Annotated in this window: 18 protein-coding genes; 7 read left to right on the top strand and 11 right to left on the bottom strand. The window is 65.7% G+C overall.

Annotated features, from left to right (window positions below):
• Positions 1–173 precede the first annotated feature (173 nt).
• From ACH2AT_RS00525 to ACH2AT_RS00515, 3 genes are all read left to right on the top strand, one after another.
• Complete coding sequence (locus ACH2AT_RS00525; RefSeq protein ID WP_394962597.1) at positions 174–335, top strand: hypothetical protein; 162 nt, start codon at positions 174–176, stop codon at positions 333–335.
• A 109-nt stretch (positions 336–444) separates the two neighbouring features.
• Complete coding sequence (locus ACH2AT_RS00520; RefSeq protein ID WP_394962595.1) at positions 445–1128, top strand: TIGR00266 family protein; 684 nt, start codon at positions 445–447, stop codon at positions 1126–1128.
• Positions 1129–1299: 171 nt separating this feature from the next.
• Positions 1300–2157 carry a helix-turn-helix domain-containing protein gene (locus tag ACH2AT_RS00515; protein WP_394962593.1) on the top strand — a complete coding sequence of 286 codons (858 nt, stop codon included), beginning with the start codon at positions 1300–1302 and terminating at the stop codon, positions 2155–2157.
• Positions 2158–2224: 67 nt separating this feature from the next.
• On the opposite strand, the gene ACH2AT_RS00510 is transcribed toward ACH2AT_RS00515, so the two are convergent.
• Together ACH2AT_RS00510 and glmS are read right to left on the bottom strand one after the other, a co-directional pair.
• On the bottom strand, positions 2225–3082 hold the full coding sequence (locus tag ACH2AT_RS00510) for a DUF3737 family protein (protein WP_394962591.1): 858 nt from the start codon (positions 3080–3082) through the stop codon (positions 2225–2227).
• Positions 3083–3295: 213 nt separating this feature from the next.
• Positions 3296–5134, bottom strand: a complete 1839-nt coding sequence (gene glmS, locus ACH2AT_RS00505; RefSeq protein ID WP_394962589.1) for a glutamine--fructose-6-phosphate transaminase (isomerizing) — start codon at positions 5132–5134, stop codon at positions 3296–3298.
• A gap of 305 nt (positions 5135–5439) precedes the next feature.
• Between glmS and ACH2AT_RS00500 the strand changes: the two genes are divergently transcribed.
• The 3 genes from ACH2AT_RS00500 to ACH2AT_RS00490 all read left to right on the top strand — a co-directional run bounded on the left by ACH2AT_RS00500 (position 5440) and on the right by ACH2AT_RS00490 (position 7820).
• Positions 5440–5577, top strand: a complete 138-nt coding sequence (locus ACH2AT_RS00500; protein WP_394962587.1) for a hypothetical protein — start codon at positions 5440–5442, stop codon at positions 5575–5577.
• A 431-nt stretch (positions 5578–6008) separates the two neighbouring features.
• Positions 6009–7028, top strand: a complete 1020-nt coding sequence (locus ACH2AT_RS00495) for a PLP-dependent cysteine synthase family protein (RefSeq protein ID WP_394962585.1) — start codon at positions 6009–6011, stop codon at positions 7026–7028.
• Positions 7029–7106: 78 nt separating this feature from the next.
• On the top strand, positions 7107–7820 hold the full coding sequence (locus tag ACH2AT_RS00490; protein ID WP_394962583.1) for a class B sortase: 714 nt from the start codon (positions 7107–7109) through the stop codon (positions 7818–7820).
• Between the two features lie 197 nt (positions 7821–8017).
• Here the strand turns inward: ACH2AT_RS00490 and ACH2AT_RS00485 are convergent, their stop codons facing one another.
• From ACH2AT_RS00485 to ACH2AT_RS00445, 9 genes are all read right to left on the bottom strand, one after another.
• The gene (locus tag ACH2AT_RS00485) at positions 8018–9028 is read right to left on the bottom strand and encodes a Gfo/Idh/MocA family protein (RefSeq protein WP_394962581.1); all 1011 of its coding nucleotides are present in this window, start codon (positions 9026–9028) and stop codon (positions 8018–8020) included.
• Positions 9025–10053, bottom strand: coding sequence for an ROK family protein (locus ACH2AT_RS00480; RefSeq protein WP_394962579.1), 1029 nt, complete (start codon positions 10051–10053; stop codon positions 9025–9027). The genes ACH2AT_RS00485 and ACH2AT_RS00480 overlap by 4 nt, the downstream gene beginning before the upstream one ends.
• A 317-nt stretch (positions 10054–10370) precedes the next feature.
• The gene (locus ACH2AT_RS00475; protein ID WP_394962577.1) at positions 10371–11306 is read right to left on the bottom strand and encodes a type I phosphomannose isomerase catalytic subunit; all 936 of its coding nucleotides are present in this window, start codon (positions 11304–11306) and stop codon (positions 10371–10373) included.
• An 82-nt stretch (positions 11307–11388) separates the two neighbouring features.
• Positions 11389–11766 (bottom strand): DUF454 family protein, encoded by a 378-nt coding sequence (locus ACH2AT_RS00470; RefSeq protein WP_394962575.1) that lies wholly within the window; start codon positions 11764–11766, stop codon positions 11389–11391.
• Positions 11766–12101 (bottom strand): nitrous oxide-stimulated promoter family protein, encoded by a 336-nt coding sequence (locus tag ACH2AT_RS00465; protein ID WP_394962574.1) that lies wholly within the window; start codon positions 12099–12101, stop codon positions 11766–11768. The genes ACH2AT_RS00470 and ACH2AT_RS00465 overlap by 1 nt, the downstream gene beginning before the upstream one ends.
• A complete protein-coding gene (locus ACH2AT_RS00460; protein ID WP_394962572.1) occupies positions 12101–13762 on the bottom strand; it encodes an amino acid ABC transporter ATP-binding/permease protein in 1662 nt (553 codons plus the stop codon). Before ACH2AT_RS00460 ends, ACH2AT_RS00465 begins: the two co-directional genes overlap by 1 nt.
• On the bottom strand, positions 13759–15492 hold the full coding sequence (locus ACH2AT_RS00455) for an ABC transporter ATP-binding protein/permease (RefSeq protein WP_394962571.1): 1734 nt from the start codon (positions 15490–15492) through the stop codon (positions 13759–13761). Before ACH2AT_RS00455 ends, ACH2AT_RS00460 begins: the two co-directional genes overlap by 4 nt.
• Positions 15493–15692: 200 nt before the next feature.
• Complete coding sequence (locus tag ACH2AT_RS00450; protein ID WP_394962569.1) at positions 15693–16961, bottom strand: sensor histidine kinase; 1269 nt, start codon at positions 16959–16961, stop codon at positions 15693–15695.
• Positions 16962–16965: 4 nt separating this feature from the next.
• The gene (locus ACH2AT_RS00445; protein ID WP_394962567.1) at positions 16966–17679 is read right to left on the bottom strand and encodes a LytR/AlgR family response regulator transcription factor; all 714 of its coding nucleotides are present in this window, start codon (positions 17677–17679) and stop codon (positions 16966–16968) included.
• Between the two features lie 232 nt (positions 17680–17911).
• Between ACH2AT_RS00445 and ACH2AT_RS00440 the strand changes: the two genes are divergently transcribed.
• Entirely contained in the window at positions 17912–18655 is a 744-nt protein-coding gene (locus ACH2AT_RS00440) for an ABC transporter ATP-binding protein (RefSeq protein WP_394962565.1), read from the top strand.
• Positions 18656–18660 lie beyond the last annotated feature (5 nt).

Below are 18660 nucleotides of genomic sequence, written 5' to 3'. Positions count from 1 at the left end.
CTTCCCTCCCCTTTTTCGCCAGCGCTTGCCCCGATGGGCGGCGGGCGTTATGATCAGAGTATAACACACGTCTTTGAAGCGCAAAAGGGAGGCCGGCGTGAAAAGCTGCCGGGCTGGATCAACGGCTGCATCCGCCGCCGGGCTGGAAGGACGTTGCGCTGCTGAAATTCTGCATGCTGGCGCTGGGAGTGCTGGCGGGCCTTGCCATGCCACACCGGGGCCGCCGCCTGGCAAAGCAGATCTGCGCCGAGGTGTTTTTGATGGCCTGGGCCGCTTTGATGGCGGGCTGTTTTCGCATGACACTGCCGAAGGGCAGCGCCGATTCGGCAGAATGACCAGCAAAGCCGCAAAATGCTTGTGCACCCGGCCCTCTTGACGAAGGCCGGGCGCGGCCTTTATATTGGTAGTGGCACTACCTCAGTAAGATACAAGGAGGAATGACGGATGCAATACCAGATCGCGGGCGAGCCGCTGCCGGTGGTGACCTGCCAGCTGGCCGCGGGTGAAACGATGATCACCGAGCGGGGCAGCATGAGCTGGATGACCCCCAACATGAGGATGGAGACCACCACGAACGGAGGGCTGGGCAAAGCCTTTGGCCGCCTGCTGGCCGGCGAGGCACTGTTCCAGAACCGCTACACCGCCCAGGGCGGGCCGGGCCTCATCGCCTTTGCCTCCAGCTTCCCGGGCAGCATCCGCGCCTTTGAGATCGGCCCCGGCAAGGAACTGGTGGTGCAGAAAAGCGGATTCCTGGCCGCGGAAGCGGACGTGGAGCTCTCGGTCTTTTTCCAGAAAAAGCTGGGCTCCGGCTTTTTCGGCGGCGAGGGCTTCATCATGCAGAAACTCTCCGGCCAGGGCATCGCCTTTGCCGAATTTGACGGCCATGTGGTGGAATACGAACTGGCCGCCGGCCAGTCGCTGGTGGTGGACACCGGCTACCTCGCCGCCATGGACGCCACCTGCTCCATGGACATCGTCACCGTTCCCGGCGTGAAAAACGCATTTTTCGGCGGCGAGGGCCTGTTCAACACGGTGGTGTCCGGCCCGGGCCACATCTGGCTGCAGACCATGCCCATCAGCAGTGTGGCCGCCGTGCTGCGGCCCTTCTTCCCCTCCGGCAGCAACTGAGCCGAAAGAAAGCAAGTCAAAGCCGCCGCGCGCTTTGCCCAAAAGCGTGCGGCGGCCTTTCTGCACCGGGCGCAACCGCCGGTTGCGCAGTTTCCAAGGCGGCTTGGTGGACTTGCAGGGGCCGGGCTGTTATGCTTTTACCACAAAAGCCAAAAAAGGAGGAACCATCCCATGAGCCTTGGGGAGAACATCGCCCGGCTGCGGGCGCAGAAGAACTGGTCGCAGGAGGAGCTGGCTCAGGCGCTGGACGTGTCGCGCCAGTCGGTGTCCAAATGGGAGACCGACGCATCGGTGCCGGACCTGGACAAGCTGGTGAAGCTGGGCGAAGTGTTCGGCGTTTCGCTGGACGAACTGGTGCATGGCCGGTCTGCCGCGCCGGCGGCCTTCCCTGCCCCCGAACCCGCACCTCTGCCCACCATGCCCATCCCGATGCAAAGACAAGGCGTGAGCACCGGGCAAAAGATAGTGGCGCTGGTGCTGTTTTTGTGCGGGCTGATGGTGTTTTTTGTGTTTCTGGTTTTGGGGGGCGGGCTGTCGAGCCTTCTGTTTGCCTCCCCCTTCTGGCTTTGCGCGGGCATCTGCGCCGTGTGCCGCAAAAACGCGGGGCTCTGGTGCGCCTGGGCGGCGTATTTCTGCGCCGCGCTCTACCTGCGGCTGGCCACCGGCATCTCCTGGAGCCTTGTTCGGCTGACCCGCATCTACGAACCCAGCTGGAACTACGCCCGCCTCGCCGCGGCCTGGGCGGAGCTGGCGGTCATTCTCATACTGCTGGCCGTCACGGTGCTGCGTTTTCGCCGCCTGCCGCTGGCCACGGGTCGGGACGCCCTCATCGCGCTGGCTGCCGGGTGGCTTGGCTTTTGGCTGGTGCGGGCCGTGGGCGAGTATATCTTTGACACCTTTTTCCGATTCACCGCGGTTGTTGGCCCTCTGGGGCTTTTATACAGCCTGTTCGACTTTGCCCAGCTGGCGGCGCTGGCGGCATTGCTCTGCTTCTCCGCGCGGTACATCCACAGCCTGCGGCACAAATAACGCTTTGAACAAAAATCCGCCGGGCCTCTCTTCTTGGGAGGGGCCCGGCGGCTCTTTTTGATGTTTTTCAGGCGCAGCGCCCGGCGGGGCGGCCGGCGCAGACCACTTCGCCCTTGGCGGCGGGGTCGTCCCGGATGACTTCGCCCACGGCGGGGGCCTCGATGCGGCCCGCCTTGGGGTTCTTGACGCTGTCGATGGGGGTGGTGACGGTGGCCTGCACCTCACTCTTTTCAAAGGCCAGGTCGGTGTGCTCCATGCGGCAGTTCACCAGCTTCAGGCCCTTGCAGTAGCAAAGGGGCTGGGTGCCCCGGATGACACAGTTTTCAAAGGTGAGGTTCCGGCTGTACCACCCCAGATACTCCCCTTCCACCACGCTGTTTTTCACCACCACGTTGCGGGCGTGCCAGAAGGCGTCCTTGGTGGTCAGGCGGCAGTTTTCCAGCACCGCGTCGTGAATGTATTGGAAGGAGTATTTGCCGGTGAAGGTCACATCCCGAAAGCGCAGGCCCGAGGCGCGCATCATGAAATACTCGCTCTCGGCGGTGCAGTCCTCCATGGTCACCTGTTTGGAGGACCAGCCGAATTCCGGCGAGCGGATGTCGCAATGTTTCAGTTCCACATCACTGCACTCCCGCAGGGCCTTGATGCCGTGGAGGCGGGTGTCCTCCAGGCGGATGCGCCGGGAATACCACAGGGCTGCCCGGCAGTTCTCGGTGAGCTCGCACCCCTTCACTTCAAGGCCCCGGTCGTGCCAGAAGGGGTAGCGCAGGTTCAAAAAGCAGTTTTCGGCGGCGATGCCGGCGCACTCCTTGAAAGCGCTCTCGCCGTCGGCGGGGCCGTCAAAGCGGCAGTTCACCGCTTTCACATTGCGCGCCCCGTAGAGCGCGCGCTCCTGGTCAAACGTCTGATTCTCAATGATCTTCATGCTTGCCTCTCCGTTTTCACTGAACGCGGCGTTTCCCGCCGCCCTTTTCTTCCTCCTCAGTATACGCCCCGTGCCTGAAAAGCACAAATGCTTATATTTTATGGTCTGTCATAGCTTTTGGGCATAGAACAGGCAGGCTATGCTCCAAAAGCAGAAAACGGCGAGGCGAGCCTTTTACCGCACGCCCCGCCGAAGGGAGGATATGATTTTTGGTCACTCCACCGTGACGCTCTTGGCCAGATTGCGGGGTTTATCCACATCCAGGCCCTTGCCCACCGCCACATAGTAGCTCAGCAGCTGCAGGGGCACCACCGCCAGCGAGGCGGCGAACAGCGGGTCGGTGCGGGGCACATAGACCGCAAAGTCCACCGTGTCCTCAATGCCATAGTTGCCGCTGCAGGTCAGGCCCATCAGGTAGGCGCCCCGGCTTTTGCACTCCACCAGATTGCTCACCGTCTTTTCGTAGAGCTCAGCCTGGGTTGCAAGGCCCACCACCAACGTGCCCTCCTCGATGAGGCTGATGGTGCCGTGCTTGAGCTCGCCCGCAGCATAGGCCTCGGAGTGGATGTAGCTTATCTCCTTGAGCTTGAGGCTGCCTTCCAGGCTGATGGCGTAGTCGATGCCCCGGCCGATGAAGAAGCAGTCGTGCATGGCCACCTGCTTGGAGGCGAACCACTGCAGGCGCTCCTTATCTTCCAGTACCTTCTCGATTTTTGCGGGCAGGGCCTCCAGTTCCTGCATCAGCCGTGCACAGCGGTCGGCGTCGATGCTGCCCTTCGCCAGCGCCATGCGGATGGCCAGCAGATACACTGCCACCAGCTGGGCGCTGTAGGCCTTGGTGGTGGCCACGGCGATCTCCGGGCCGGCCAGGGTGTACATCACGTTATCCGCCTCGCGGGCGATGGAGGAGCCCACCACGTTCACGATGCCCAGGGTGCGGGCCCCCAGCCGCTTTGCCTCCCGCAGGGCGGCGAGGCTGTCCGCCGTTTCGCCGGACTGGCTGATGACCACCACCAGCGCGCCCGCCTCCAGCAGGGGCTGGCGGTAGCGGAATTCCGACGCCAGTTCCACCCGCACCGGCACCCGGGCCAGCTGCTCCAGCACATACTGGGCGGTCATGCCCACATGCCAGGCCGACCCGCAGGCCACCACGCAGACGCTGTTCACGGCCTGGAGGTCCCCGTCGGAAAGGCCGGTGGCGGAAAGGTCCGGCGCACCGCCGCCCGCAAAGGCGTGGAGGGTGTCCGCCACCGCCTTGGGCTGCTCGTGGATCTCCTTCATCATAAAGTATTCATAGCCGGATTTTTCGGCGGCCTCCGGGTCCCACTGGATGGTGGTGAGGGGCTTTTCAATGATGTCGCCGTCCAGGTTGTAGAAGGTCACCTTGCCCGGTTCCAGGCAGCCCAGCTCCATGTTGCCGATGTAATAAACATCCCGGGTGAACTTGAGGATGGCCGGGGCGTCGGAGGCCAGGAAGGTCTCCCCTTTGCCCACGCCAATGATCATGGGGCTGTCTTTCCGGGCGGCCCAGATTTGGCCGGGGTACTCCTTAAACATTACCGCCAGCGCGTAGGAGCCGCGGATGCGCACCATGGCGTGGTTGATGGCGTCCACCGGGGTGCCCTCGTATTTCTTGTAGTAATAGTCGATGAGCTTCACCGCCACCTCGGTGTCGGTGGTGGAATAAAAGCGGTAGCCCTTTTTGGCCAGCTTGTCTTTCAGCTGCTGGTAGTTCTCGATGATGCCGTTGTGCACCGCCACCACGTTCATGTCGTCGCTGCAGTGGGGGTGGGCGTTGGTCTCGCTGGGCTCGCCGTGGGTGGCCCAGCGGGTGTGGCCAATGCCGCAGCTGCCCGGCAGGGCCAGGCCCCCGTTTATCTTTTCCGAAAGGGCCTTCAGCCGGCCCTTGGCCTTCACCAGCTGCACCGGGGCGCCTCCGTCCCGGGTGGCGACCCCCGCCGAGTCATAGCCCCGGTACTCCAGTTTGGAAAGCCCCTCCAAAAGAAGGGGCGCGGCCTGCTTTGCGCCCGTGTATCCCACGATCCCGCACATTGGTCATCGCCTCCTGTTATACTCCGTTTTCCGCGAAAACCGCCTTTCCCGTTGCGGTTTTCACCTCTTTTTCATTTCATGCAGCGCGGGCCATTCCCGTGAGGAAAAGCCTTTTGTGCAAAAAATACGGATATAAGTATAACAGATTTTTCTCCGATTGCAATCCCTGTTTTCAGCCGGGCGGCCCGCCAAGCCCCTGACAGCGCCGCTGCGCGGGGAAAAAATTTATTTTTCCTGAGGGCCCTGGAGCAGTTTTTGCAGGCAAGGCCCATGCCCAGCGCCGGTATGCTGGCGCTGGGTGGCAGATGCAGCTGGCGGCGGTGGGCTCCATGTTCGGCGAGGCGAAGGTGAGCGATGCAGATTTTGCGTCCGTCCGGGCCAGGCGCCGGGTGGAAAAGGGCGCCATTGGGCAGAATGGCCGGCAGCTGCGGGGCCGCTGCTGAAGGCGGCCCCGCAGCTGCCGTGACCAAAGGCGCCGTCTTCTTTACGCTGGCGGCGCGGGTCAAAAAACTTTCTCTTGACAATCTCCCGGCCCAATGGTATGGTATCTGCAAGGTGATTTTTATGGATCTTGTCTATCTTGTCTCTGTGAAAGAGAACATCTGTTGTTGCCGCTGTTGAGGGACGGCTGCTTTTTCGCGTCGGGCCAGTGAGGCCTTTGAGGGCGCGGCGGGCAGACGGCCCTGCTGGTGCTGTCTGCCGCCCCCTTCAACCGCGGTCCCGACGAAAAGCAGGGCAAAGCCCCGGGCTTTGCGCTTTTGTTGGCAGGATCCTTTTGCAAGGCTGTGTGCGCAGGCACACAGCCCTTTTTGTTTGCCTGCCGCCCCCTTTCACGGGACATACCGCACACAGAACATGCAAAAGGAGAACCAGCATGAAAGCTTACGAGACCCTTTCCGGCAACACGCCGCTCATCCGCATCGACTACCGGCTGGACGGCCGCCCCGGCGCGGTGTACGCCAAGCTGGAAAGTTTCAATCTCTCCGGCAGCATCAAGGACCGGGTGGCCGCCCGCATCGTGGCCCGCGCCGAGGAGACCGGCGCACTCGTGCCCGGCCAGCCCATCGTGGAGGTGACCAGCGGCAACACCGGCATCGCCTTCGCCGCCCTGGGGGCGCTCACCGGCCACCCGGTGCACATCTTCATGCCCGAGCGCATGAGCCGGGAGCGCCAGCAGCTGCTGAAGATGTACGGCGCGCAGCTGCATCTGGTGAGCGATGCCGGCGGCGGCTTTGAGGGGGCGCTGGCCCAGGCGCGGCGGGCCGCCGGGGAGCTGGGCGCCTTTCAGCCCCTGCAGTTCGACAGCGAGGAGAACGTGCTGGCCCACTACCACGCCACCGGCGCGGAACTGCTGGCCGCCCTGCCCGGCGTGAGGGCCTTTGCGGCGGGGGTGGGCACCGGCGGCACCCTGATGGGCGCTGCCCGCCGCCTGAAACCCCGGGGCGCTTTCATCGCCGCGCTGGAGCCGGACGCCGCGCCCCTTCTGAGCGGCGGCACCGTCACCGGCCCCCACAAAATCGAGGGCATCGGCGACGACTTCATCCCCTCCATCGTGGACCGCCGCCTCATCGACACGGTGCTGCCGGTGAACGACGACGACGCGGTGCTCATGGCCGCGCGCCTTGCAAAGGAGCTGGGCCTGGGGGTGGGCATCTCCTCGGGGGCGAACCTGCTTGGCGCCATCGAGCTCACCCGCCGGGGCCTGGGGCCCGCCGCCACCGTTTTTGCCGACGACAACAAAAAATACCTCACCACGGCGCTGGCCGCCCCCGCCCCGGCCCGGGAGGGCTTCCTCTCGCCCCGGGTGGAACTGCTGGGCTGGAGCCGGGCGGACGCGCCCCGGGGAGGGCGTGGAGCGGATGCGGCGCGCCTTGCGCCGCCCTGCGTTGTGTGATACACTTTTTTACAGCATTGCACCGCAGAGGAGGGATGGCCCCTGAAAAAGAAAACGCGCCGCTGGCGGGCGCTGCTGTTGCCGGTGCAGCTGGCGCTGGGCGCGGTGATGCTGGTGAGCGCATTCAACCTTGGCCGCATCCTCTGGGGCCACCGCGAGAGCGCCGGCCGCTACGAAGCCATCCGCCAGAGCGTGGCCGCCTCCGCGGCGTCCGGCGCATCCTCCGCGGAGGAACGGCCCCGGGTGGACATGGAGCGTCTGGTGGAGCAGTATCCCGATGCGGTGGGCTGGCTTTACTGCGAAGGCACCCCCATCGATCACCCCGTGATGCAGGCGGAGGACAATGACTATTACCTGCGCCGCCTGCCGGACGGCGCCCACAGCGCCGGCGGCTCGCTGTTTCTGGACTGGCGCTGCCCCGGCGATTTTTCCGGCGGGCTGTCCGTCCTCTACGGCCACAACATGCGCGACGGCTCCATGTTCGCCTGCCTTGCCCGCTATATGGACCAGGAATGGTGCGACGCCCATCCCCTGCTGGAGCTTCAAACGCCGGAAAGCGGCCTGACGCTTCAGGTGGCCTACGCCTTCACCATCGCCGCCGGGGAATGGGTGGACCGGGGGTTCGGCAGCGCCGAAAACCGTTCGCAGCTGGTGGAATACGCCGCGGCCCACTCGCCCGTTTCCGGCGTGAGCCTCACCGGCGAAGAGCCCCTCGCCGCCCTGCTCACCTGCACCAGCCGCTCGGACGAAGAGCGGTATGTAGTGCTGTGCGCCCTGCGCCGGCCTTTATGAAAAAGGCAAAAGGCCGCTGTTCCGGCCGCAGCGCGCCATACTTACGGGCAGGCCCCTGCGCTGCCGCGGATGCAGAAAAATGCAAACCGCCGCGCTTTTGTTTCCATAACAGTTTTAGCGCAATCTGCCGCCTCTTTCAGACCGTTCACGCCTCGTTCATGGAGCGCGCAGGATGCACGGGCTGCGTCCCGGCGCGATCATACAAAATCCCTTGTTTCTTCCGGGCGCGGGGCATGCGGCCGGTAATCGATCCCCGCCTGGCTGCGGGCTTCGTCCAGGAGTTTCGCCGCCATCCCGGACCAGTGCCGCCAGGGCGACGGGTCCAGTTCGCCCCGCACCATGGCGATAAAATCTTCTATTTCATAGCACATATCCCTGTCGCAAATCGAAAGCCTTATCGTTTCCCACTCCTCGCCCCGTTTTTTCCAGCGCGCCCACCGGGGCGCGCCCACCGGGCCGAACTGGATGGCCCCGTTTTCGCCGGCCACCTCGCAGGGGCAGTGGCTCTCATGGAGTTTGCTGTAGGTCAGGCAGGCGTTGAAGCCGGGGTAACGGGCGATGAGGTCGCCCATTGCGTCGATGGAGCCGGGCAGGAAGTCGGCGTGGGCGCGGATGCTGCGGGGCTCTCCCAGCAGCATGACCATCATGTGCACGCAATATACGCCCAGGTCGGTGAGCACGCCGCCGCCCATGACGGGGTCAAAGGCGTTCTCCACGACGCCCGCTTTCCATTTGTCGTAGCGGGAGGAATACTGGCAGTAGGAAAAAGAGGCGCTGCGGATGGGGCCGATCTGCTTCATGACGCTGCGCAAAGCGGGCACCACAGGGCCGTGGGCGCTGCGCATGGCCTCCAGCAGCACCACGCCGCCGGCTTCGGCCGCCGCTTCCATCCGCGCCAGCTGCCCGGCGTCGGTGGCCATTGGCTTTTCGCACAGCACGTGTTTGCCCGCTTCCATCATTTGGATGGCCTGCCCGGCGTGGCAGACGTTGGGGCTGGCGATGTACACCGCGTCCACCGTCTCGTCCGCTGCAAGGCTCTCCAGCGTGTGGTGGGCATGGGGCACGCCCCACTCCCGCGCCAGCATCTCCGCCCGCTCTTTGGTGCGGGAATACACTGCGGTCAGCTCACAGCCCGGGCAGAGGGCCGCGGCCTGACGGAACCAGTCCACGATAAAATTGCTGCCGATGATGCCAAAACGCACCTTCATCTTGATCCCCCTCTCTTTTGTGAAAAAGGCCCCCGCCTGAGCGCGTGGGGGCCTTTGCCTGCGGATGCCGGCGTTACGCGCCCAGCAGCGCGGCGCCGATGATGCCCGCGTCGTTGCCCCAGAGCGGCCTTGAGGATCGCGGGCGGGTCCATCAGGTTGGAGGCATACACCGTCTCGCCCACCCGGCGGCGCACCGGCCCCAGAAGGTATTCGCCCTCGTTGCTCAGGCCTCCGCCCAGGATGACCACGGTGGGCCGGAAGGCGGTGACCAGGCTGCCGATGCCCGCGGCCAGATACTCCACATAGTTGTGGACCACCTGCAGGGCGGCTTCGTCTCCCTGTTTGGCCGCGTCGAAGGCGGTGCGGCCGCTGACGCGGCTCATGTTGCCGCCGCACATCTCGCACATCAGGCTGGCGGGGCAGGCGGCCATCATCTCGATGGTCTCGCGGATGAGGGCCGTCACCGAGGCATAGGCTTCCAGGCAGCCCCTGCGGCCGCAGGTGCACTGCACGCCGTTGTAGACCAGGGTGGAATGGCCCGGCTCGCAGCCGTAGCCGTTGCCACCCAGATAAATTTTCCTGTTCATCACGAAGCTGCCGCCCACGCCGGTGCCGAGGGTCAGCATCAGCACGTTGTCATAGCCCTTCGCGGCGCCCGCGACGGACTCTGCCAGGGCGGCGCAGTCCGCGTCGTTGGCGATGTGCACAGGAACGTCCCAGTGCTTTTTGAACTCGCCCACAAAATCGGCCTTCTTCCAGCCGAGGTTGTTGGCGAACACGACGCGCTGGGTGCCGGGCTCGATGGTGCTGGGCGCTCCGATGCCCGCATACCCGATGTCCTTCTCCGTCAGGCCGGCCTGTTTCACCACCGCGCGGGCGGCGGCGGCGATGTCGCGCACCACCGCCTCAAAGGGACGGGCGCCCCTGGTGGGCACGCTGTGGCGGGCAACGAACCGATAGTTCTCATCAATGACGCCGGTGGCGATGTTGGTGCCGCCGAGGTCGATGCCGAGGTAATGCTTCATAAATGTTCCTGCCTCTCGTTGCGTTGTTTCCTGTATGTTTTCGCCTTTCCGAAGGGGGCTTTGCGCCCGCTGCATCCATTTTTGGGCCGTTTTTTTGCCCTTCCCGGGCGGCAAAAATGCGCCGCTCGAACCGTTTATCCGGCGGCCTTAAAAATCCCTGGTACTAATTATACAATAACCGTGTGCAACGTCAACGCATTGCCGCCAAGTTTGCATCAAAACGCAGTGTTAAAAATCTTTGCGCAACCCCCAGTTTGTGATATCTTTTGCAAAATCTGAAAAGCCTCTGCGCATTTGCGCAGAGGCTTTTCAGATGGTCAGTTCTGTGCGGCAGGCACGCGGCACAGCAGCGCCGAGGCGCTGCCGGTCAGCTTCCAATCGCCGCTGCCGGCGGGCAGAAAGAGGCTGTCGCCCTTGCGCACCGCCAGTTCCTCGCCGCCGCAGGAAAGAACGCCCTCCCCGCCGGTGATGAGCAGGCTGGTGAAGGAGCTGTCGTCGCACATGCCTTCGGCGCCGCCCTGCACCGCGTCCGCCACAAAATACCGGCAGGCCGCCAGATGCCCGCCGAAGTCCTGCGGGCGGGGCGGCACGCGCTGGGTCACCTCCAGCGCCTGGGCCACATGCAGCTGCCGGGGCTTGCCGTCCGCGCCCGTGCGGCCGTAGTCGCAGACCCGGTAGGTGACGTTGGAGTTCTGCTGAATCTCCGCGATCACGATGCCTTTGCAGATGGCGTGCAGCGTGCCCGCCGGGATAAAGAACACGTCGCCCTTCTTCAACGGGGCGGCGTTCAGCACCTCGGTGAGGGTGTTGCTGGCGATGCGCTCTTTGTATTCCTCTTTGGCGATGGGGCGCTTGAAGCCGTAATAAAGGAAGGCGCCCGGCTCCGCTTCCAGCACATACCACATCTCGGTCTTGCCGTACTGGCCCTCGTGCTCCAGGGCGTAGGCGTTGTCCGGGTGCACCTGAATGGACAGGTCGTTCTTGGCGTCGATGAACTTGGCGAGGATGGGGAAATCCTCGAACCGGGCGCAATTTCTGCCCAGCGCCCCCCTGCCGTGCTTTTCGATGTACTGGGGCAGGGTCAGCCCCGCGTCGGGGCCGTTTTCCACCACGCTGGGCCCGTCCGGGTGGCAGGAGAGCACCCAGGCCTCCGCCAGAGGATGCAGGTCCGAGGAGATGTTGTACTCCTCCCGCAGCCTGCTGCCGCCCCACAGGTAATCCTTGCAGGCGGGCTTCAGCTTCAGAATGGGCATGGGGGCATCGCTCCTTTTCCGCCGTTGGTTTTCTGCCCCCTATTGTAGCACACCGCCGCCCGAAATCAATCCCGGTGCAAAATCACTCGGCGGGGATGGTGCGCACCCCAAAGGTGAAATAGAGGATGTGGAACACCCACACTGCCCCCAGGATGATGCGCCCGACGAGCACGGCGTGCATCATGGCAAAACCCACCGCCATGAGCAGGGTCACGGTGACCATGATGCGTATCTTGGTCCTGCGGGTCATGCCTTTGCCCGCCACATAGTCCGCCAGATTCTCGCGGTAAAGGCGGGTGTTTTTGAACCAGGTGTTCAGCTTTTCGCTGCTTTTGCCAAAGCCGAAGGCCGCCAGCAAAAGGAAGGGGAAGGCGGGCAGCAGGGGCAGCACCGCGCCCACGGCGCCCAGCGCCAGGCCCAAAAAGCCCAGGGCGAGATACATCGCTTTTTTCAGTTTCATCAAACACTCTCCTGTCGTTTTTTCTCCCGGCGGCTCTCGATGAGATGCCGCACCGCCAGCACCGGGTGGACCAGCAGCATCCGCGGGCCGGAAAACCGCATCACTTCCCGTATTTTCCGGCGCATCTCGGGGCGGTAGCAGTGGACCTTGCAGTTGGAGCAGAAGGTCTTGGTCTCCATGAAGGGGCAGCGGTCGCTGCGCTGGCAGGCATAGCCCAGAAGGGCCGTGCACTCGGGGCAGAGGTCCTTTCGGCCGCCGTGTTTTTTGCGGCAGTAGAGGCGGATCATGGCCTCCACCACCCGCTTTTCCCGCCGGCGTTTGCTTTGCAGGTCCATCAGCTCAGCCGCCCCCGCTCCACGCTCACCACCCGGTCGGCGATGCGCAGGGTGCTGCGCCGGTGGCTCACCAGCACCACCGTGCGGCCGGCGCTGGCATGCCCCAGCGAGCGCAGGATGACCGCCTCATTCAGGCTGTCCAGATTGCTGGTGGGCTCATCCAGCAGCAGGAAGGGCGCGTCGTGAAGAAAGGCCCGGGCAAGGCCCAGCCGCTGGCGCTCGCCGCCGGAGAGGGTCTCGCCCAGCTCCCCCACCGGGGTGTCGTAGCCCTGGGGCAGGCTTTGGATGAAGTCGTGCACCGCCGCCTTTTTGCAGGCCGCTTCAATTTCCCCGTCGGTGGCGCCGGGCTTCGCAAGCCGCAGGTTGGCCCGGATGGAATCCCGGAAGAGGTGGGTCTCCTGGGTGACATATGCCTCCATGGCCCGCAGGTCGGCGGTGTTCACTTCGTCGATGGGCCTGCCTGAGATCTCCACATTTCCCTGCCCCGCCTGCCAGAAGCGCATCAGCAGCTTGAGCAGGGTGGATTTGCCGCTGCCGCTGCGGCCCGCCACGCCGATGACGCTGTGCCGGGGGATGTCCAGGGAAAGGCCGTCCAGAATGAGCTCGCCGCCGTAGGAGAAGGTCACGTTTTCCACCTTCGCGCCAAAAAAGCCGGTGGCCGGGCGGCCTTCCACCTCCGCCGCGACGGGGGTCTCCTCCAGAATGTCCAGCACCCGGTTGCCGGCGGCAAAGGTATTCTGCAGCCCCGCGCCCAGGCTGGCCAGGGCCACCACCGGGCCGAAGGAGCTCATCAGCGCCACGGTGGCCACCGCCGCGCCGGCAAACCCAAGCCGGCCCGCCATGCACAGCGCCGCCGCCGCGAAGAGCATCGCCAGGTCGAACGCCAGGATGAGGGTGTTGGTGACGGCGGCGTTGAAGGCCGCGGTGCGCTTCATGCGCCCTTCGTGTTCCGCCAGCTCGGCGGTGCGGCGCTCCATCTCCGCCAGGCGGCGCGCCCCCGCGCCGTACTGCAGGATCTCCGGCAAGCCCCGCAGGCTGTCCAGCACGAAGGCGGACAGTTCCCCCGCGCGGCGGCGGAACTCCATGCCCGCCCCGCCGGCGGCCTTGCTGGTGGCCAGCGGCACCAGCACCCCCACCGTGAGGTAGGCGGCCAGGGCGATGGCCCCCAGCAGCGGGTGCGCCGCGCCGATGAACACCGTCATGCCCGCCGAGAAAAGCAGCGCGATGGCGGCGGGCGAGATGGTGTGGGCATAGAACACCTCCAGCAGCTCGATGTCGCTGGTGATGACCGAAATCAGGTCACCCTTGTCCCGCCCTTCCAGCTTGGCGGGGGCCAGCCGCCGCAGGGCGGCAAACACCTTGTCCCGCAGAAGGGCCAGCAGCTTGAAGGCGATGAAGTGGTTGCAGGCCTGCTCGCCGTAGCGCAGCAGCCCCCGGGCCAGGGCCATGGCCGCCGCAGCGGCAAAGAGGGCGGGCAGGGGCAGCGCCCCGCCCAGGCCCAGCACCCGCAGCAGGCCGAAGGCCCCGAAGATGGTGATGAAAGAGGCGCACAGGTGCCCCGCCAGCCCCATCAGGACGGCCAGCGCCATGTAGCCCGCCAGAGGTTTTACCAGCCCGATGAGCCGGGCCATCACGGCAAAACCGCTTCGCTCTTTTTTCATACCGCGTCCCCCCTTTTATACTGTTCCAGTTCCTGCTGGGCGCTCCACAGGCGGGCGTAAACCCCGCCCCGGGCCAGCAGTTCGGCGTGGCCGCCCTCTTCCGCCACCCGGCCGTTCTCCATCACATAGAGCCTGTCCGCCCCGGCCACGTTGGCCAGCCGGTGGGAGATGAGGATGACCGTCTTTGCCTTTGCCAGCTCGGTGATGCGGGCCATGATGTCGTTTTCGCTTTCCACGTCGATGTTGGAGGTGGCCTCGTCGAAGATGTAGACCGGGCTGTCGTGCAGCAGCGCCCGGGCCAGGGCAAGGCGCTGGCACTGGCCGCCGGAAAGGTTCGACCCCTTCTCCGCCACCGGGGCGTCCAGGCCCCCTTCCCCCCGCACAAAATCCGCCAGGTTCACCTGCTCCAGCGCCCGCCAGAGAGCCTCGTCCGGCGCGTCCGGCCGGGCCATGCGCAGGTTTTCCGCCACGGTTCCCTTGAACAGGTAGCTGTTGTGGGAGATATAGGTGATGTGCCGGGCCAGGGCCGCTTCGTCGATGTCCGAAAGGCTGCGCCCGCCCACCGTGACACTGCCGCCCTGGGGGCGGCGGCGGCCGGTGAGCAGCGAGGCCACGGTGGACTTGCCGCAGCCGGATTCGCCCACCACCGCGGTGAAGCTGCCGGCAGGGAACTCCATGGTCACGCCCCGCAGCACCGGGCGGCCCGCCTCATAGGCAAAGGCCGCGCCCCGCAGAGCGAGGCCGCCCTCTTCGGGCGCCTGCCCGCCGGCCGCGGGCGCTTCGGGCAGGTCCAGCAGGCGGAAGATGCGCTCCGCCGCGGCCATGCCGTTCATGGCCACATGGAAGAAGCTGCCCAGAAGGCGCATGGGCAGAAAGAACTCCGCCGCCAGCAGGATGATGAACAGCGCCCCCGCCAGGTCCACCCGGCCGGCGGCAAAACGGCTCACCGCCAGGGCCATGCCCGCCGCCGCGCCGCCGTAGGCGATGAGGTCCATGATGGTGATGGAGTTCAGCTGCATGGTGAGCACCTTCATAGTGATGCGGCGGAACTGCTCGGCCTGCCGGTTCATCTCGGCGTGTTTTTGCTCGTCCGCGCCATAAATTTTCAGGGTGGTCAGGCCCTGCAGGTTTTCCAGGAAGGTGTCGCCCAGGGCGGTGTACTGCCCCCAGTAGCGGCCCAGCAGCTTTTTGGCCCAGGTCTGCACCGCCGCGATGGACACTGGAATGAGCGGCACGCACACCAGCAGCGCCACGGCGCTCATCACATCCACCGGGGCCAGCACCGCGAACAGGGTGAGCGGCGCCAGCATGGCGTAGAAGAACTGGGGCAGGTACTGGCCGAAGTAGACCTCCAGCTGATCCACCCCTTCCACCGCCACCTGCACGGCCTCGCTGGTGCGCACCTGCTGCCGGCCCGCCGCGCCCAGCCGCAGCAGCTTTTCATAGATAAGGCGGCGCAGTTTTGCCTTTACCGCCCGGCTGGACCGCCAGCTCATCTCCGCCGAGGCCAGGGTGCAGCCGAAGCGCACCGCCAGCGCGGCGGCGGCCAGCGCACCCAGCCGGAGCAGGCCGGACGGGCCGGCCGTGCCCGCCCACAGCGCCGCCAGCAGGCGGCAGACCGCGCCGGTGAGCAGGATATTCGCCGCCAGCGACACCCACTGGAACGCCACCGACGCCGCGATGGTTTTTTTGCTCTCGCTGACCATCCCGATCAGCCGTGTGTTGATCATCGTTCCTCTCCCCCGCGCCCTCGGGCGCAAATGTTAGTTTTCGCTAACTCAACATCCAAAAAATAAGTTAGCCTATGCTAACCACGATACAGGATACCACATCCTTCTCCTCCTTGTCAAGGGAAAACGCGGGGGGCGGCCCGGCGCAAACAGGCAGAGGCCGTGCACAGCCCCCCCTCAGAGGGCACGGAACGGGCGGTTCAGCTTCGGCCTGCGGGCAGGCTGACCAGCAGGCAGAAGCGGCCCTGCCGGGCCCCGGCCTGCAATGTTCCGCCGCACCGCTGGGCGATCTCCCGCATGCCGGGGATGCCGAAGCCGTGGGCGGCGCGGTCCGCCTTGGTGGTGGCAAGGTCCGGGTCCACCGGGCCGGGAACGGGGTTTTCCACCCGCAGCATGAACAGGCCCTTGTCCTGCCGGCAGCGCAGGCGCACCCAGGGGTCGGGGCATTGGGCCGCGCTTTCCCGGGCATTGTCCAGCGCGTTGCCCAAAAGGGCGCACAGGTCGGTGTCCGCCAGAGGCAGCGACGGGGGCAGCTGGGCCTTGAAATCCGCCCGCACCCCCGCCTGCTCCAGTTCCGCCGCCTTCACCGCCAGCACCACGTTGGCCGCCTCGTTCTCGCAAAAGCGCACGGGGCTCCGCAGCCCCTCCTGGCGGCCCAGCCCGTCCAGGTAGGCGCAGGCCTCCGCCCAGCGCTTTTGTTCCATCAGCCCGCCCAGCACCGAAAGGTGGTTGCGCAGGTCGTGGCGCAGCTGGCGCACCTGGCTCTCCCGGGCGCGCAGGGCCTGGTAATAGGCCTCCCGCAGGGAGGCCAGCCGCCGGGCCTGCTCCAGGGTCTCGTGCTCGGCCAGCACGGTGATGGAAAAAAGCAGCAGCACCGAGGTGGCCAGCGCCACCGGCAGCACCGCGAGGCCCAGCTTCAGGGCAATGCTGTTCACCTGGGGCGGGCGCTCCACCCCGCCGGTGAGCAGCACCACTGCCGCCAGCGAGCACAGAGGCATGGCCGCAAGGCCCAGCACCAGCCGCCACAGCCGGGGCGAAAGGCTGACCGGCTGGTCCGGCAGGCGTCTTTTCAGCGCCAGCCATATCCCTGCCAGCGCCGCGGCGCGCAGCAAGAGGGAGAACGCGTCGCGGGTGAAGCCGCCCCGGAGCGCCTCCGCCGCGTAGTTATCAATGAGTGCGCTCAGCGACATGATGAGGCAGAAGAGGATAGCCCCCACCGCCAGCCGCCCCGCAGGGTCGCCCCGGGTGCACAGCAGAAACGCCGCCAGAAACACCGGCAGCGCGTAGAGCAGGTTCGGGTCGCCCACCCAGATGGGCAGGCTGCCCATGTAGCCCAGGCCCGCCAGCATCAGCGCCCTTTGCCACCGGCCGCCCCGCAGGACGGCAAAGGGGCGGCACAGCAGGAAGGCGGGCGCGCCGATGCAGGCGGAGCAGGCAAGGCTCAGAAAAATCAGAAGCAGTTCATCCATCGCGTCAGTCCCCCAGTTCCGCCCGGGCCATGGCCAGCAGCGCCGCCTGCCGGCAGGAGCGGCTCACCGGCAGCGAAACGCCGCCCGCGAGATACACCTCCGCGCCTTCCAGCCGCTCCACCGCCGCCGCCCGCACCAGATACCGCTGGTGCACCCGCACAAAGGCAGGCCCCAGCTGGGCGGCCACGTCGTCCAGCTTGCCATAAAAGGCATAACGGCGGCCCTGCGTCACGCAGGTCACCTGCCGCCGGTCGGAGGAAAAGTAGAGGATCGTTTGCAGCGGGATGCGGTAATACGCCTCGCCTCTGCGGCAGACGAAGGCCCGCTCCAGCTCGCGGCACAGCGCCGCGCCGGCCCGGTCCAGCATCTCTTCCAGCGCCTCGGGGGCCGGCGGCTTGAGCAGGTAGCCCAGCGCCCCCACGCCGTAACCGTCGAACACCCGGTCGGCGTGGCCGGTGACAAACACGATCTGCAGCCCTTCGTCCGCCGCGCGCAGCCGCCGGGCGGTCTCGATGCCGTCCACCTCGCCCATCTCCAGGTCCAGAAACACCAGGTCCAGCTCCCCCGCGTGGCCTTCCAGCCAGCGCAGCAGGTTCTCCCCGGCGGAAAACTCGAAAAACGCGGCGGCTGTGCGGCGTTTTTCCCCCGCGCCCCCCACCCCGCCCCGCACCCCCAGCCGGGCGCCGTATACGTCGTCGCAGATACCGATGCGAAGCACGGCGCTCCCCTCCTTTCGGCCTTTCTGGGGGTATTGTACCACGGCGGGGCCCTGTGCGCCAAACCAAACTTGACGGCAAAGCCGCCAGATTTTACATACCCCGGCTTCTTTGTGCAAAAGCTGCCCCCTTGCCTGCCGAATGTGGCCGGTCCGTTTGCCACGGCGGCCCCCGAACGATACCCTTGAAGCAGGGGCCGGGCGTTTTCCGGCCCCGGAAAGGGAGGAACACGACATGCTCACGGTGAAAGACCTTTACAAATCCTATCGGGTGGGCGGTTCCACCTGCGAGGTGCTGGGCGGGGTAAGCCTGACAGTGGAAAAGGGGGAGTTCGTGGCGGTGATGGGGCCCTCCGGCTCCGGCAAGACCACCCTGCTCAACTGCATCTCCTGCTACACCCCCGCCGACTCCGGCAGCATCCTGCTGGACGGGGTGGAGCTGGCCCGCCTGAAAGAAGACGAACTGGCCGGGGTGCGCAACCAGAAGCTTGGTTTCGTTTTTCAGGATTTCCTTTTGCTGGACGGCCTTTCGGTGCGGGAGAACATCCTGCTGCCGGCCATCCTGGGCGGGAACATCAACAGCACCGCCGAGGCCCGGGCGGACCAATTGTGCGATGTGTTCGGCATCGCCGGCATCCGAAACAAATACCCCGCCGAGATCTCCGGCGGCGAAAAGCAGCGCACGGCGGTGGCCCGGGCGCTCATCAACCACCCGCTGCTGGTGCTGGCGGACGAACCCACCGGCAACCTGGACTCCAAGTCCGCCCGGGCGGTCATCCGCACCTTTGAGCGGGCCCGGCAGGCGCTGGGGGCCGCCATCTTCATGGTGACCCACGACTCCTACGCCGCCTCCCACTGCGACCGGGTGGTCATTTTGCAGGACGGCCGGGTGCGCCGCACGCTGGAAAAGGGCGGCATGGAGCGGGGTGCGTTCCAGGACCTGCTGCTGGACGCCATCCGTGAAATGGGAAAGGAGTGAGCGGG

The sequence above is a fragment of the Candidatus Allofournierella excrementigallinarum genome (assembly GCF_944388085.1).
In the GTDB taxonomy this organism is placed as follows: Bacteria; Bacillota; Clostridia; order Oscillospirales; family Ruminococcaceae; genus Allofournierella_A; species Allofournierella_A excrementigallinarum.
This window is presented reverse-complemented; position numbering and strand designations above follow the sequence as displayed.

Bases quoted from the DNA above. Each gene is read 5' to 3' on its own strand.
- glmS (WP_394962589.1), bottom strand. From the start codon at position 5,134: ATGTGCGGGATCGTGGGATACACGGGCGCAAAGCAGGCCGCGCCCCTT.
- ACH2AT_RS00485 (WP_394962581.1), bottom strand. From the start codon at position 9,028: ATGAAGGTGCGTTTTGGCATCATCGGCAGCAATTTTATCGTGGACTGG.
- ACH2AT_RS00515 (WP_394962593.1), top strand. From the start codon at position 1,300: ATGAGCCTTGGGGAGAACATCGCCCGGCTGCGGGCGCAGAAGAACTGG.
- ACH2AT_RS00495 (WP_394962585.1), top strand. From the start codon at position 6,009: ATGAAAGCTTACGAGACCCTTTCCGGCAACACGCCGCTCATCCGCATC.
- ACH2AT_RS00480 (WP_394962579.1), bottom strand. From the start codon at position 10,053: ATGAAGCATTACCTCGGCATCGACCTCGGCGGCACCAACATCGCCACC.
- ACH2AT_RS00440 (WP_394962565.1), top strand. From the start codon at position 17,912: ATGCTCACGGTGAAAGACCTTTACAAATCCTATCGGGTGGGCGGTTCC.
- ACH2AT_RS00465 (WP_394962574.1), bottom strand. From the start codon at position 12,101: ATGGACCTGCAAAGCAAACGCCGGCGGGAAAAGCGGGTGGTGGAGGCC.
- ACH2AT_RS00470 (WP_394962575.1), bottom strand. From the start codon at position 11,766: ATGAAACTGAAAAAAGCGATGTATCTCGCCCTGGGCTTTTTGGGCCTG.
- ACH2AT_RS00460 (WP_394962572.1), bottom strand. From the start codon at position 13,762: ATGAAAAAAGAGCGAAGCGGTTTTGCCGTGATGGCCCGGCTCATCGGG.
- ACH2AT_RS00475 (WP_394962577.1), bottom strand. From the start codon at position 11,306: ATGCCCATTCTGAAGCTGAAGCCCGCCTGCAAGGATTACCTGTGGGGC.
- ACH2AT_RS00520 (WP_394962595.1), top strand. From the start codon at position 445: ATGCAATACCAGATCGCGGGCGAGCCGCTGCCGGTGGTGACCTGCCAG.
- ACH2AT_RS00500 (WP_394962587.1), top strand. From the start codon at position 5,440: ATGCAGCTGGCGGCGGTGGGCTCCATGTTCGGCGAGGCGAAGGTGAGC.
- ACH2AT_RS00510 (WP_394962591.1), bottom strand. From the start codon at position 3,082: ATGAAGATCATTGAGAATCAGACGTTTGACCAGGAGCGCGCGCTCTAC.
- ACH2AT_RS00455 (WP_394962571.1), bottom strand. From the start codon at position 15,492: ATGATCAACACACGGCTGATCGGGATGGTCAGCGAGAGCAAAAAAACC.
- ACH2AT_RS00525 (WP_394962597.1), top strand. From the start codon at position 174: ATGCTGGCGCTGGGAGTGCTGGCGGGCCTTGCCATGCCACACCGGGGC.
- ACH2AT_RS00450 (WP_394962569.1), bottom strand. From the start codon at position 16,961: ATGGATGAACTGCTTCTGATTTTTCTGAGCCTTGCCTGCTCCGCCTGC.